This window comes from Pseudomonas parafulva (assembly GCF_000800255.1).
Lineage (GTDB): Bacteria > Pseudomonadota > Gammaproteobacteria > Pseudomonadales > Pseudomonadaceae > Aquipseudomonas > Aquipseudomonas boreofloridensis.
This window is the reverse complement of sequence record NZ_CP009747.1, coordinates 2,968,661-2,982,136: the sequence shown is the minus strand read 5'-3', so window position 1 is coordinate 2,982,136 and position 13,476 is coordinate 2,968,661. Positions and strand designations below refer to the sequence as shown.

General features: G+C 62.1%; 11 protein-coding genes. All 11 read left to right on the top strand.

From position 1 onward, the window contains the following. Nucleotides 1–2: 2 nt before the first annotated feature. The 11 genes from NJ69_RS12835 to kdsA all read left to right on the top strand — a co-directional run bounded on the left by NJ69_RS12835 (nt 3) and on the right by kdsA (nt 13,385). Nucleotides 3–506: an OmpH family outer membrane protein gene (locus NJ69_RS12835; protein WP_029613426.1), complete on the top strand. Its 504-nt coding sequence runs from the start codon at nt 3–5 to the stop codon at nt 504–506. Between the two features lies 1 nt (nt 507). Then, a complete protein-coding gene (gene lpxD / locus NJ69_RS12830; protein WP_039579583.1) occupies nt 508–1,563 on the top strand; it encodes a UDP-3-O-(3-hydroxymyristoyl)glucosamine N-acyltransferase in 1,056 nt (351 codons plus the stop codon). A 113-nt stretch (nt 1,564–1,676) separates the two neighbouring features. Beyond that, nucleotides 1,677–2,117: a 3-hydroxyacyl-ACP dehydratase FabZ gene (gene fabZ / locus NJ69_RS12825; protein ID WP_029613427.1), complete on the top strand. Its 441-nt coding sequence runs from the start codon at nt 1,677–1,679 to the stop codon at nt 2,115–2,117. After that, the gene (lpxA, locus tag NJ69_RS12820) at nt 2,114–2,890 is read left to right on the top strand and encodes an acyl-ACP--UDP-N-acetylglucosamine O-acyltransferase (protein WP_039579581.1); all 777 of its coding nucleotides are present in this window, start codon (nt 2,114–2,116) and stop codon (nt 2,888–2,890) included. Before fabZ ends, lpxA begins: the two co-directional genes overlap by 4 nt. Before the next feature lies 1 nt (nt 2,891). After that, nucleotides 2,892–4,019 carry a lipid-A-disaccharide synthase gene (gene lpxB, locus NJ69_RS12815; RefSeq protein WP_039579578.1) on the top strand — a complete coding sequence of 376 codons (1,128 nt, stop codon included), beginning with the start codon at nt 2,892–2,894 and terminating at the stop codon, nt 4,017–4,019. Between the two features lies 1 nt (nt 4,020). After that, nucleotides 4,021–4,644 carry a ribonuclease HII gene (gene rnhB / locus NJ69_RS12810; RefSeq protein WP_039579575.1) on the top strand — a complete coding sequence of 208 codons (624 nt, stop codon included), beginning with the start codon at nt 4,021–4,023 and terminating at the stop codon, nt 4,642–4,644. Between the two features lie 92 nt (nt 4,645–4,736). Continuing rightward, a complete protein-coding gene (dnaE, locus tag NJ69_RS12805) occupies nt 4,737–8,261 on the top strand; it encodes a DNA polymerase III subunit alpha (RefSeq protein WP_039579572.1) in 3,525 nt (1,174 codons plus the stop codon). A gap of 106 nt (nt 8,262–8,367) precedes the next feature. Beyond that, entirely contained in the window at nt 8,368–9,315 is a 948-nt protein-coding gene (accA, locus tag NJ69_RS12800) for an acetyl-CoA carboxylase carboxyl transferase subunit alpha (RefSeq protein ID WP_039579571.1), read from the top strand. A 40-nt stretch (nt 9,316–9,355) separates the two neighbouring features. Next, entirely contained in the window at nt 9,356–10,639 is a 1,284-nt protein-coding gene (gene tilS, locus NJ69_RS12795) for a tRNA lysidine(34) synthetase TilS (RefSeq protein ID WP_039579568.1), read from the top strand. Nucleotides 10,640–10,907: 268 nt separating this feature from the next. Further along, entirely contained in the window at nt 10,908–12,536 is a 1,629-nt protein-coding gene (locus NJ69_RS12790; protein ID WP_039579565.1) for a CTP synthase, read from the top strand. A gap of 3 nt (nt 12,537–12,539) precedes the next feature. Continuing rightward, entirely contained in the window at nt 12,540–13,385 is an 846-nt protein-coding gene (kdsA, locus tag NJ69_RS12785; protein ID WP_039579563.1) for a 3-deoxy-8-phosphooctulonate synthase, read from the top strand. The last annotated feature ends 91 nt before the right edge of the window (nt 13,386–13,476 follow it).

The window sequence follows — 13,476 nt, the reverse complement described above, 5'->3', positions numbered from 1 at the left end:
TCGTGCGTAAGTTGACTCAACTGGCCGTAGTGGCCGCGGCGCTGGTCGCCACCCCGGCTTTCGCCGAAATGAAGGTTGCCGTTCTGAACTACCAGATGGCGCTGCTCGAGTCCGATGCGGCTAAGAAGTACGCCGTTGACGCCGAGAAAAAGTTTGGTCCACAGCTCAACCAGCTCAAGACCCTCGAAAGCAGCGCCAAAGGCATTCAAGACCGCTTGATCAAGGGCGGCGACAAGATGCAGCAGCCTGAGCGTGAGCGCCTGGAGCTTGAATTCAAGCAGAAAGCTCGCGACTTCCAGTTCCAGTCCAAGGAATTGAACGAGGCCAAGGCCGTCGCTGACCGCGACATGCTCAAGCAGCTCAAGCCCAAGCTCGATGGTGCTGTGGAAGAAGTCATCAAGAAAGGCGGTTTCGACCTGGTGCTCGAGCGTGGCGCGGTAATCGATGTCAAACCTCAGTACGACATCACCCGCCAGGTTATCGAGCGTATGAATCAAGCGCGTTGATATGACCCTGACCATCACGCTCGGCCAGTTGGCCGACACCCTCGGGGCCACACTCAGTGGCCCCGAGTCGCTTGCGATCACCGGTCTGGCGACCTTGCAGGAAGCCGGGCCCGGGCAGTTGAGCTTCCTGGCCAATCGTCAGTACCGCAAATTCCTCGACGAGAGTCAGGCGGCGGCGGTGTTGATCACGGCCGAGGATGCCGAGGGCTTCACCGGCAACGCAGTGATCGTGCCTGATCCGTATCTGGCTTACGCGCGCATCTCCCACCTGTTCGATCCGAAGCCCAAGGCTGTGGCAGGTATACATCCTAGCGCCGTGGTGGCAGAGGATGCACAGGTGGATGAAAGTGCCAGCGTCGGCGCGTTCGCGGTGATCGAGAGTGGCGCACGCATCGCGGCGAACGTCACCATCGGTGCCCACTGTTTCGTAGGTGCTCGTTGCGTTATCGGTGAGGGCGGCTGGTTGGCGCCGCGGGTCACGCTGTACCACGATGTGACCATCGGCAAGCGCGTCGTGATTCAGTCCGGCGCAGTGATTGGCGGTGAAGGCTTCGGTTTCGCCACTGAGAAAGGCATCTGGCAGAAGATCGCGCAGATTGGTGGTGTCACGCTCGGCGACGATGTAGAAATCGGTGTCAATACTGCGGTGGACCGAGGGGCGCTGTCCGATACGCGCATCGGCAATGGGGTCAAGCTCGACAACCAGATCCAGATCGCTCACAACGTGCAGGTCGGTGACCACACCGCGATGGCTGCCTGTGTCGGTATTTCAGGCAGCACCCGGATCGGCAAGCACTGCATGATCGCAGGTGGCGTCGGGATGGTCGGTCACATCGATGTCTGCGACAACGTCTTCGTCTCCGGCATGACCATGGTGACCCGCTCGATTACCGAGCCCGGTGGCTATTCTTCCGGCACCGCCATGCAGCCTCTGGCCGAATGGCGCAAGAGCGCTGCGCGGATTCGGCAGCTTGACGACATGTCCAAACGGTTGCAGCAACTGGAAAAACGTGTCGACACCGTGACCTCAGGTGGCCAGCCGGCATCAGAAGGCTGATACCATTTCCTGAGCAAGAGTGAACAGTCGCTCGCTGGCTCCTCTTTGGACTGCAAAAGGAGCGTGTGGTCAGCACCTGCGCTCCCTATTCTTATTACAGGCTTCCCCCCGAAATGATGGACATCAACGAGATTCGCGAATACCTGCCTCACCGTTACCCGTTCCTGCTGGTGGACCGGGTCACGGACCTGGACTTCGAGGCCCAGAGCATTCGTGCCTACAAGAATGTCAGCATCAATGAACCGTTCTTCAACGGTCACTTCCCGGCGCATCCGATCATGCCTGGCGTGCTGATCATCGAAGCGATGGCCCAGGCAGCCGGGATTCTCGGGTTCAAGATGCTCGATGCGAAGCCTGCCGATGGCACGCTCTATTACTTCGTCGGCTCCGACAAACTGCGCTTCCGCCAGCCGGTGCTGCCCGGCGATCAGTTGGTACTCGAAGCCACGTTCCTCAGCCGCAAAAGCATGATCTGGAAGTTCGAATGCCGCGCTCTGGTCGACGGCAAGCCGGTCTGCTCGGCCCAGATCACCTGTGCGGAACGCTCCCTATGAGTTCGATTGATCCGCGGGCGATCATCGATCCGTCGGCCAAGGTGGCTGACGGTGTCGAGATTGGCCCCTGGTCGATCGTAGGCCCTGATGTCGAAATCGGGGAGGGCACCGTCATCGGCCCGCACGTGGTGCTCAAGGGGCCGACCCGAATCGGCCGGCACAACCGCATCTACCAGTTCAGTTCCATCGGTGAAGACACCCCGGACCTCAAGTACAAGGGCGAGCCTACCCGTTTGGTGATCGGTGATCACAATGTGATCCGCGAAGGCGTCACCATTCACCGTGGAACCGTTCAGGACCGCTTCGAGACTACGCTGGGTGACCACAACCTGATCATGGCCTATGCCCATATCGGCCACGACAGCGTGATCGGCAATCACTGCATCCTGGTCAATAACACGGCGCTGGCCGGCCATGTGCATGTAGGTGACTGGGCGATCCTGTCTGGCTATACCCTGGTGCATCAGTATTGCCACATCGGCGCCCACGCCTTTTCCGGCATGGGCACGGCCATTGGCAAGGATGTGCCGGCATTCGTCACGGTGTTCGGCAGCCCGGCCGAAGCGCGCAGCATGAACTTCGAAGGCATGCGCCGTCGTGGTTTCAGCGATGACGTGATCCAGAACCTGCGACGCGCCTACAAGATCGTTTACCGTCAGGGCTTGACGGTGGAGGACGCAGTCAAGGAACTGGATGAGTTGGCGGCTCTGAATCCTGAAGTCGAGTTGTTCCGTCAGTCGATCCTCGGCTCCGCCCGCGGCATCACCCGCTGACATGGCCTCACTTTGCGTAGCGCTGGTCGCCGGTGAGGCCAGCGGCGACATCCTAGGCTCGGGTCTGATGCGTGCGCTCAAGGCACGTCACCCCGACGTCCGTTTCATTGGCGTCGGTGGTCCTCTGATGGAGGCCGAAGGGCTGCAGTCTTACTTCCCCATGGAGCGCCTGTCGGTGATGGGTCTGGTCGAGGTGCTGGGACGTTTGCGCGAACTGCTCAAGCGCCGCAAGGACCTGGTCCAGACGCTGATCGGCGAGAAGCCCGACGTGTTCATCGGCATCGACGCACCGGACTTCACCCTCACCATCGAATTGAAGCTGCGTCAGGCCGGGATCAAGACCGTGCATTACGTCAGCCCCTCCGTCTGGGCTTGGCGGCAGAAGCGGGTGCTCAAGATCCGCGAAGGCTGCGACCTGATGCTCACCCTGCTGCCCTTCGAGGCGAAGTTCTACGAAGAGCAAGGCGTGCCTGTACGCTTCGTGGGTCATCCGCTGGCCGACACTATTCCCCTGCAAGCCGATCGCAGTGCTGCGCGCGCGTCTCTGGGGTTTGGCGATGGACCGCTGGTGGCACTGATGCCGGGCAGTCGCGGTGGTGAGGTCGGACGCTTGGGTGAGGTGTTCCTGGACACGGCCAAGCGCTTGCAGCACTTGATTCCTGGAGTGCGCTTCGTCTCTCCCTGTGCCAACCCGGCACGCCGTGCACAGCTCGAGCAGATGCTGCAAGGCCGCGATCTGCCACTGACGCTGCTCGACGGTCAGTCTCACCTGGCGCTGGCGGCATGTGATGCGGTGCTGATCGCTTCCGGCACGGCCACCCTTGAAGCCTTGTTGTACAAGCGTCCGATGGTGGTGGCCTATCGCTTGGCACCGTTGACGTTCTGGATTCTCAAGCGAATGGTTCGCAGCCCCTACGTGTCCTTGCCCAACCTGCTCGCCCAGCGCCTGTTGGTGCCTGAGTTGTTGCAGGACGCCGCCACGCCTGAGGCCCTTGCCACGACCTTGGCACCGCTGGTGCGCGATGGTGGCGAGCAGACCGACAGTTTCGACCGGATCCACCGCACCTTGCGCCGCGACGCCTCCAACCAGGCTGCCGAGGCCGTGCTGGCCTTGCTCGGGAAGCACTGATATGCAGATGGGACTGGATTTCAAGCTGGTCGAGGAACTCGTTGCCGGTGTCGACGAAGTGGGTCGGGGTCCGCTGTGCGGTGACGTGGTCACTGCCGCGGTGATCCTCGATCCGAATCGGCCGATTCTCGGCTTGAACGACTCCAAGAAACTGACCGAAGCACGCCGCGAGGCGCTGTTCGAGGAAATCTGCGAAAAGGCGCTGGCCTTCTGCATCGCTCGCGCCAGTGTCGAAGAAATCGATCGACTGAACATCCTGCATGCCACGATGCTGGCCATGCAGCGTGCCGTCGAAGGACTGAGCACTCAGCCGAAACTGGCGTTGATCGACGGCAACCGCTGTCCGCAGCTGGCCGTGCCTGCCTCGCCGGTGGTCAAGGGCGACTCGCAAGTGCCGGCCATCGCCGCCGCGTCGATCCTGGCCAAGGTTACCCGTGATCGCGAAATGAGCGCGTTCGAGCTGATCTATCCGGGATACGGCATCGGCGGACACAAGGGTTACCCAACGCCAGTGCATCTCGAAGCCTTGGCGCGGCTGGGCCCGACGCCGATTCATCGGCGTTCCTTCGCGCCGGTTCGTGCCGCCTATGAGGCGCGGGTCGGGCACATCTCTTCGTTGATCTAACCGCTCCCGCCGCGCGAGCAGCGGTCGCAATCCTTGCGGCCAATTACGCTACAATCGCGCCTTTGTCGTTCATCGCTGTCACAGGATCCTCCATGCCGGTCTCCTTCGTTCACCTTCGCGTGCATTCCGAATTCTCCCTGGTCGATGGCCTGGTGCGGATCAAGCCGCTGGCCAAGGCCCTGGCCGGAATGAACATGCCGGCGGTGGCGATCACCGATCAAAGCAACATGTGCTCGCTGGTCAAGTTCTACAAGTCTGCCATGGGGGCTGGCATCAAGCCGATCTGTGGTGCCGACTTGTGGTTGGCCGGTGCCGAGCCGGAAGCGCCGCTGTCGCGCATCTGCTTCCTGGCCATGAGCCCGGAAGGCTATCGCAACCTCACCGAGCTGATTTCTCGCGGATGGACCGATGGGCAGCGCAACGGTCTGGTCATCATCCAGCGCGAGTGGATCGCCCCGGCCAGCGAAGGGCTGATCGGTTTGTCCGCCGCGCGTGAAGGCGATATCGGCATGGCGCTGTTGGCCGGCCGTCAGGATGAGGCCGAGGCGTTGCTGCGCGACTGGATGCAGATGCTGCCCGAGCGCTTCTATGTTGAGGTGCAGCGCACCAATCGCGCGCGTGACGAAGAATATGTCCACGCCGCCGTGGCCCTGGCAGACAAGCTCGGCGCGCCGCTGGTGGCAACCAATGATGTGCGCTTCATCAAGCAGTCCGACTTCGACGCCCACGAAACCCGTGTCTGCATCGGCGAAGGCTGGACCCTGGACGATCCGCGCCGTCCACGCCTGTACAGCGATCAGCAATACCTCAAGTCGGCCGAGGAAATGGCCGAGCTGTTCAGCGACTTGCCAGACGCGATCGCCAACACCGTAGAGATTGCCAAGCGCTGCAATATCACTGTGCAGTTGGGCAAATACTTCCTGCCCGATTTTCCGACGCCCAATGGCATGGGCATCGACGACTACCTGCGCCACGTGTCCCACGAAGGCCTGGAAGAGCGTCTGGCGGTACTCTGGCCGAAGGAAACCACGCCTGACTACGATGAGAAACGCCAGGTCTACCTGGACCGGCTGAAGTTCGAGCTGGACATCATCATCCAGATGGGTTTCCCGGGTTACTTCCTCATCGTGATGGACTTCATCAAGTGGGCCAAGAACAACGGCGTCCCGGTGGGGCCTGGCCGTGGTTCGGGTGCCGGCTCGCTGGTGGCCTATGTCCTGAAGATCACCGACCTCGACCCGCTGGCCTATGACCTGCTGTTCGAACGTTTCCTCAACCCTGAACGTGTTTCCATGCCCGACTTCGACGTCGACTTCTGCATGGACGGCCGCGACCGGGTCATCGACTACGTGGCCGAAGCCTATGGGCGCAATGCGGTCAGCCAGATCATCACCTTCGGCACCATGGCTGCCAAGGCGGTGGTGCGTGACGTAGCGCGGGTGCAGGGCAAGTCCTATGGCCTGGCCGATCGCCTGTCGAAGATGATTCCGTTCGAAGTGGGCATGACCTTGGAGAAGGCGTACGAGCAGGAAGAAATCCTGCGCGACTTCCTCAAGGGCGATGAGGACGCCCGAGAAATCTGGGACATGGCGCTCAAGCTCGAAGGGGTCACCCGCGGCACCGGCAAGCACGCCGGGGGTGTGGTGATCGCGCCGACCAAGCTCACCGACTTCTCGCCGATCGCTTGTGATGAAGAAGGCGGCGGCCTGATTACCCAGTTCGACAAGGATGACGTCGAGGCCGCCGGCCTGGTGAAGTTCGACTTCCTCGGCCTGCGTACCCTGACCATCATCAAATGGGCGATGGAGATCATCAACCGCGAGCAGGCCAAGAAGGACCTGCCCGAGGTCAACATCGACTTCATCCCGCTCGATGACCGCAAGACCTACGAGCTGTTGCAAAAGGCTGAAACCACGGCCGTATTCCAGCTCGAATCGCGCGGCATGAAGGAGCTGATCAAGAAGCTCAAGCCCGACTGCCTGGAGGACTTGATCGCACTGGTGGCGCTGTTCCGCCCTGGCCCGCTGCAATCGGGCATGGTCGACGACTTCATCAACCGCAAGCACGGTCGCGCCGAGCTGGCTTATCCGCACCCTGACTATCAGTACGACGGTCTGCAACCGGTGCTGGCGCCGACCTACGGCATCATCCTGTATCAAGAGCAGGTGATGCAGATTGCACAGGTGATGGCCGGCTACACCCTGGGGGGCGCCGACATGCTGCGTCGGGCCATGGGCAAGAAGAAGCCCGAGGAGATGGCCAAGCAGCGTGGCGGCTTCATCGAAGGCTGTGCCAATAACGGCATCGATGCGAACCTCGCAGGAAACATCTTTGACCTGGTAGAGAAGTTCGCCGGCTACGGTTTCAACAAGTCTCACTCCGCTGCCTATGGCCTGGTTTCTTACCAGACCGCCTGGCTCAAGACCCACTACCCGGCGCCGTTCATGGCGGCGGTGCTGTCGGCGGATATGCACAACACCGACAAGGTGGTGGTGCTGGTCGAGGAAGTACGCAGCATGAAGCTGCGCCTCGACGCCCCGGACGTGAATTTTTCCGACTTCAAGTTCACCGTTAACGAGGACGGGCGCATCGTCTATGGCCTGGGTGCGATCAAAGGCGTGGGCGAGGGGCCGGTGGAAGCCATCGTCGAGGCGCGCGCCGAGGGCGGGCCGTTCAAGGACTTGTTCGATTTCTGCGCCCGCGTGGACCTCAAGCGCATCAACAAGCGCACCCTCGACGCCTTGATCCGCAGCGGTGCGCTCGACCGTCTCGGTCCGCACTTCCATGACGAGATCAAGGCCTACCACGCCAACATCGACCGCAACCGCGCCGTGTTGCTCTCGGCGCTTGAAGAGGCGATCAAGGCGGCCGAGCAGACCGCACGCACCGCCGACAGCGGTCACATCGACCTGTTTGGCGGGCTGTTCGTCGAAGAAGACTCCGACGTTTATGGCAACCACCACAGGGTGCGCGACCTGACGCTCAAGGAGCGTCTGAAAGGCGAAAAGGACACCCTCGGGCTTTACCTCACCGGTCACCCGATCGATGAATACGAAGCCGAGATCCGCCGCTTCGCCCGCCAGCGCATCGTCGATCTCAAGCCGTCGCGCGAGACCCAGACCATCGCTGGGATGATCATTGCCCTGCGGGTCATGAAGAACAAGAAAGGCGACAAGATGGGCTTCGTCACCCTCGATGATCGCTCCGGGCGCATCGAAGCCTCGCTGTTCGCCGACGCCTTCATGGCCGCCCAGGCGCTGCTGCAAAACGACGCAATGGTGGTGGTCGAGGGCGAGGTCAGCAACGATGACTTCTCCGGTGGCCTGCGGCTGCGGGTCAAGCAGGTGATGACGCTCGAAGACGCGCGCACCAAGCTGGCCGAGAGCCTGCGCCTGAAAATTGCCCATGAGGCGCTCAAGGGGGATCGCCTGACGTGGCTGGGTGAGCTGATCACGCGTCATCGCGGTGGCTGCCCGATCACCCTCGAGTACACCGGCAGCGACGCCAAGGCCATGCTGCAGTTTGGCGACGAATGGTCGATCGACCCCGCTGATGGCTTGATTCAGACACTGCGTGACCAGTTCGGGCGTGAGAACGTCTTCCTGCAATACCGTTGAAACGACGTATTTTAATCTCGACCTCAAGGCGCCAGATCCCGTAAGGTATGGCGCCAAAACGGATCAACCGGCCGGCCGCCTGGCCGTAGACCCAAGACGGATGCCTATGAACCCGAATTTTCTCGATTTCGAACAGCCGATTGCCGACCTGCAAGCCAAGATCGAAGGCCTGCGCCTGGTTGGCAACGACAACTCGCTGAACATCAGCGATGAAATTGCCCGTCTGCAAGACAAGAGCAGCACCCTGACCGAAAGTATCTTCGGCAACCTGACCAGCTGGCAGATCGCGCGCCTGGCGCGTCACCCGCGTCGTCCTTACACCCTCGACTACATCGAGCACATCTTCACCGAGTTCGAGGAATTGCACGGCGACCGTCATTTCTCCGATGACGCTGCCATCGTTGGCGGCACCGCGCGCCTGGACGGCAAACCGGTGATGGTCATCGGTCACCAGAAAGGTCGTGAGGTGCGGGAAAAGGTGCGGCGCAACTTCGGCATGCCGCGTCCGGAGGGCTACCGCAAGGCGTGCCGTCTGATGGAGATGGCCGAACGCTTCAAGATGCCGATCCTGACCTTCATCGACACCCCGGGCGCTTATCCCGGCATCGACGCCGAAGAGCGCAACCAGAGCGAAGCGATTGCCTGGAACCTGCGGGTCATGGCGCGTCTGAAAACGCCGATCATCGCCACCGTGATCGGTGAGGGTGGTTCGGGCGGCGCGCTGGCCATCGGCGTGTGCGACCAACTCAACATGCTGCAGTACTCCACCTACTCGGTCATTTCGCCGGAAGGCTGTGCCTCGATCCTGTGGAAGACCGCCGACAAAGCCGCAGACGCTGCTGAAGCCATGGGCATCACCGCAGAGCGCCTGAAGAGCCTGAACATCGTCGACAAAGTGATCGGCGAACCGCTGGGCGGCGCCCACCGTGACCCGGCTGCCATGGCCGCCAGCATCCGTGCCGACCTGCTCGAGCAATTGGGCATGCTGGGCAAGCTTGACCAGGACGCCCTGCTCAAGCGCCGCTACGATCGCCTGATGAGCTACGGTCTCTGATAGGATCCCGGGGGCGCCATGCGCCCCTTGTGAGGCTGTGATGCTCGACCTCACCCCCTGGCTCAACGCCCCCACCTGGTTTGTCGCCTTCTCTGGCGGACTCGACTCGACCGTTCTGCTTCATCGCCTGGCGGCTCACTGTCGTCGTCATCCTGCGCCGCCCTTGCGCGCCCTGCACATTCACCATGGTCTGCAGACTGCCGCCAATGCCTGGCCCGAGCACTGTCGCGCTGTGTGCGATGCCCTGGGCGTCGAATTGGAGGTCATCCCAGTGGTGGTCGCAGTGGGTGCCAGCCTGGAGCAGGCTGCACGCGACGCGCGCTACGCCGCGTTGGCCAGTCGCCTTGGCCCGGGCGATGTCCTGTTCACTGGCCAGCACCTCGACGATCAGGCCGAGACCCTGCTGTTCAGGCTCCTGCGTGGGGCGGGTTTGCGTGGGATGACGGCCATGCCGTCGTCGCGGACGTTGGGGCAGGGGAGGTTGGTCAGGCCGCTGCTGGCCGACTCACGCGAGCACTTGCAGCGTTACGCCGAGGCGCAGGGGTTGAGCTGGATCGACGACCCGTCGAATCAGGACGTCGGATTTTCGCGCAACTACCTGCGGGCTCAGGTGATGCCGCAACTGCGCCAGCGTTGGCCGCAAGCCAGTCAGCAGATGGCCCGCAGTGCCGAGCACCTGGGCGAGGCGCTGGGGCTGCTCGATGAACTGGCTGCCGAGGATTTGCGTTCGGCCGAGCAGGGCGCGCCCTTCGCTTGGCTGGGGCTCGCGTCTCTGGATCTGGACGCCGTGCGTGCGTTGTCGCCGGCGCGCCAGCGCAATGCGTTGCAGTACTGGCTCAGTCGCCGTACCCGGCCGCCTGACGCCAGGCACTGGGCCGGTTGGAACGCGCTGCGCGACGCTGCGCCTGATGCCCAGCCGATCTGGCGCCTGACCGATGGCGAGTTGCAGCGCAGCCACGGGCGGCTCTGGTGGCTGGCCGATGATTGGCGTCAATGGAAGTCAGGCCAATGGTATTGGCTTGATCCCGATCAGCCGTTGATCCTGCCTGGCAATGGTATGGTTTGGCTGCAGGGGGCAAAGCCGCCCGAAGGGCTGCGCATTGCCTATCGCCAGGGCGGCGAGCGGCTGAATGTGCCCGGGCGTGGCGAGCGCGATCTCAAGCGTCTGCTCAATGAGCGCCAGCTTCCGCACTTCGTCCGCCAACGCCTGCCGCTACTCTATCAAGGCCCGCGCCTGCTGGCCGTGGCCAACCTGCCGGAGCTTGTGCAGAGCGACTGGCAACTGCAGTGGCAGCCGCCGGGCCGCGTGCAAGGTTTGAGCTGATGCCGACATTCCGGTAGACTACCCTCCCTTCTTGATACAACTTCTGTGGCTTCCTCGAAATCACAGCGGTTGCCGATTACCAAGCAGTTTTTTGCTGGGCTGATTCTTAAAATGACGAGCGAACTCCACACTGGGGATACCCCGGTCTGTACAGACGCGGCAGTTGTTCGAGATGCACTGTGATTGACGCAGGTGATCGGGGGCTTCGGCCTTCCTTCGCTTTCTCCGGCGGCGCTGACCGCCTTAACGCAGACTTCTAGGGTTTTTCATGACGCGCTACATATTCGTCACGGGCGGTGTTGTTTCTTCATTGGGGAAAGGCATTGCCTCGGCTTCCCTGGCGGCCATCCTGGAAGCGCGGGGGCTCAAGGTCACCATGCTCAAGCTGGACCCGTATATCAACGTCGATCCGGGGACCATGAGCCCGTTCCAGCACGGTGAAGTATTCGTCACCCAGGATGGCGCCGAGACCGACCTCGACCTGGGCCACTACGAGCGGTTCATCCGCACCACCATGACCCAGAACAACAACTTCACCACCGGCCGTATCTACGAGCACGTGCTGCGCAAGGAGCGCCGTGGTGATTATCTGGGCGCCACCATCCAGGTCATTCCGCACATCACCGACGAGATCAAGCGCCGCATCATCAAGGGTGCCGGCGATGCCGACGTGGCCCTGGTGGAAATCGGCGGTACCGTGGGCGACATCGAGTCGCAACCGTTCCTCGAAGCGATTCGCCAGTTGCGCGTCGAAGTGGGCTCCAAGCGCGCCATGCTGATGCACCTGACCCTGGTGCCCTACATCGCCACGGCCGGCGAGACCAAGACCAAGCCGACCCAGCACTCGGTGAAGGAGCTGCGCTCCATTGGCCTGCAGCCTGACGTCCTGATCTGCCGCTCCGACCATCCGGTCGATGCGTCTTCGCGTCGCAAGATCGCCCTGTTCACCAACGTTGAAGAGCGCGCGGTGATCTCTCTGGAAGACGTCGACACCATCTACAAGATCCCAGGCGTGCTGCATGCCCAGGGGCTGGACGATTTCGTCGTCGAGCGCTTCGGCTTGCAGTGCAACGGTGCCGATCTGTCCGAGTGGGACAAGGTGGTAGATGCCAAGCTCAACCCTGAGCACGAAGTCACCATCGCCATGGTCGGCAAGTACATGGAACTGCTGGATGCTTACAAGTCGCTGATCGAAGCGATGAGCCACGCCGGCATCACCAATCGCACCAAGGTCAACCTGCGCTACATCGATTCCGAAGACATCGAGAACCAGGGCACCCGCCTGCTCGAAGGCGCCGATGCCATTCTGGTACCGGGCGGTTTTGGCCTGCGCGGCGTGGAAGGCAAGATCACTGCGGTGCAGTACGCCCGTGAGAACAAGGTGCCGTACCTGGGCATCTGCCTGGGGATGCAGGTGGCCGTGATCGAGTTCGCCCGTAACGTGATGGGCTGGAAGGATGCCAACTCCACCGAGTTCGATCGCAACAGCGGCCACCCGGTCGTGGGCTTGATCACCGAGTGGGCCGATGCCACCGGTGCAGTCGAAACCCGCAGCGAAGCCTCCGACCTGGGCGGCACCATGCGCCTGGGCGCGCAGGACTGCCAACTGGCGGCCGGCTCCAACGTGCACGATTGCTACGGCAAGGACGTGATCACCGAGCGTCACCGCCACCGCTACGAAGTGAACAACAACCTGCTGCCGCAATTGGTTGAGGCGGGTCTGGTGGTTTCCGGTCGTTCCGAAGATGGCGCACTGGTCGAAGTGGTCGAGTCCAAGGATCACCCATGGTTCGTCGCTTGTCAGTTCCACCCGGAGTTCACCTCGACCCCGCGCGACGGCCACCCGCTGTTCAGTGGTTTCGTCAAGGCTGCCCTGAAGCAGAAGAACAAGGCCTGATCCATGACCCAGAAGATCATTCGCGTCGGCAACATCGAGATCGCCAACGACAAGCCGTTCGTCCTGTTCGGCGGCATGAACGTTCTGGAGTCCCGTGACCTGGCTCTGAAGGTCTGCGAAGCGTATGTACGGGTGACCGAGAAACTCGGTATCCCGTATGTGTTCAAGGCCAGCTTCGACAAGGCCAACCGCTCCTCGGTCACGTCCTATCGAGGCCCGGGCATGGAAGAGGGGCTGAAGATCTTCGAAGAGATCAAGCGCACCTTCGACGTGCCGGTGATCACCGATGTGCACGAGCCCTACCAGTGTGAACCGGTAGCCAAGGTCTGCGACATCATCCAGTTGCCGGCGTTTCTCTCGCGCCAGACCGACCTGGTGGTGGCCATGGCCAAGACCGGCGCGGTGATCAACATCAAGAAGGCGCAGTTCCTGGCGCCGCACGAGATGAAGCACATCCTCGCCAAGTGCGTGGAGGCCGGCAACGATCAGCTCATTCTGTGCGAGCGTGGTTCGAGCTTCGGCTACAACAACCTGGTGGTCGACATGCTCGGCTTCGGCATCATGAAGCAGTTCGAGTACCCGGTGTTCTTCGACGTCACCCATTCGCTGCAGACCCCAGGCGGTCGCGCCGACTCGGCCGGTGGCCGTCGTGCCCAGGTCACCGACCTGGCCAAGGCGGGCATGAGCCAGGGCCTGGCCGGACTGTTCCTTGAGGCGCACCCGGATCCTGACAACGCCAAGTGCGATGGCCCTTGCGCGCTTCGTCTGGACAAACTGGAGCCGTTCCTGGCGCAGCTCAAGCAACTGGACGACCTGGTGAAGAGTTTTCCGACGGTAGAAACCGCGTAAAACCCATTTCTCGGGTAAAGTACCGCCCGTTCCGCCTCCGACCTGCCGGTCGGAGGCGTCCTTGGCCCGGCCTGCCGATCGCATGTCCGCC

Bases quoted from the DNA above. Each gene is read 5' to 3' on its own strand.
- lpxD (WP_039579583.1), top strand. From the start codon at position 508: ATGACCCTGACCATCACGCTCGGCCAGTTGGCCGACACCCTCGGGGCC.
- tilS (WP_039579568.1), top strand. From the start codon at position 9,356: ATGCTCGACCTCACCCCCTGGCTCAACGCCCCCACCTGGTTTGTCGCC.
- dnaE (WP_039579572.1), top strand. From the start codon at position 4,737: ATGCCGGTCTCCTTCGTTCACCTTCGCGTGCATTCCGAATTCTCCCTG.
- accA (WP_039579571.1), top strand. From the start codon at position 8,368: ATGAACCCGAATTTTCTCGATTTCGAACAGCCGATTGCCGACCTGCAA.
- NJ69_RS12790 (WP_039579565.1), top strand. From the start codon at position 10,908: ATGACGCGCTACATATTCGTCACGGGCGGTGTTGTTTCTTCATTGGGG.
- rnhB (WP_039579575.1), top strand. From the start codon at position 4,021: ATGCAGATGGGACTGGATTTCAAGCTGGTCGAGGAACTCGTTGCCGGT.
- lpxA (WP_039579581.1), top strand. From the start codon at position 2,114: ATGAGTTCGATTGATCCGCGGGCGATCATCGATCCGTCGGCCAAGGTG.
- kdsA (WP_039579563.1), top strand. From the start codon at position 12,540: ATGACCCAGAAGATCATTCGCGTCGGCAACATCGAGATCGCCAACGAC.
- fabZ (WP_029613427.1), top strand. From the start codon at position 1,677: ATGATGGACATCAACGAGATTCGCGAATACCTGCCTCACCGTTACCCG.
- lpxB (WP_039579578.1), top strand. From the start codon at position 2,892: ATGGCCTCACTTTGCGTAGCGCTGGTCGCCGGTGAGGCCAGCGGCGAC.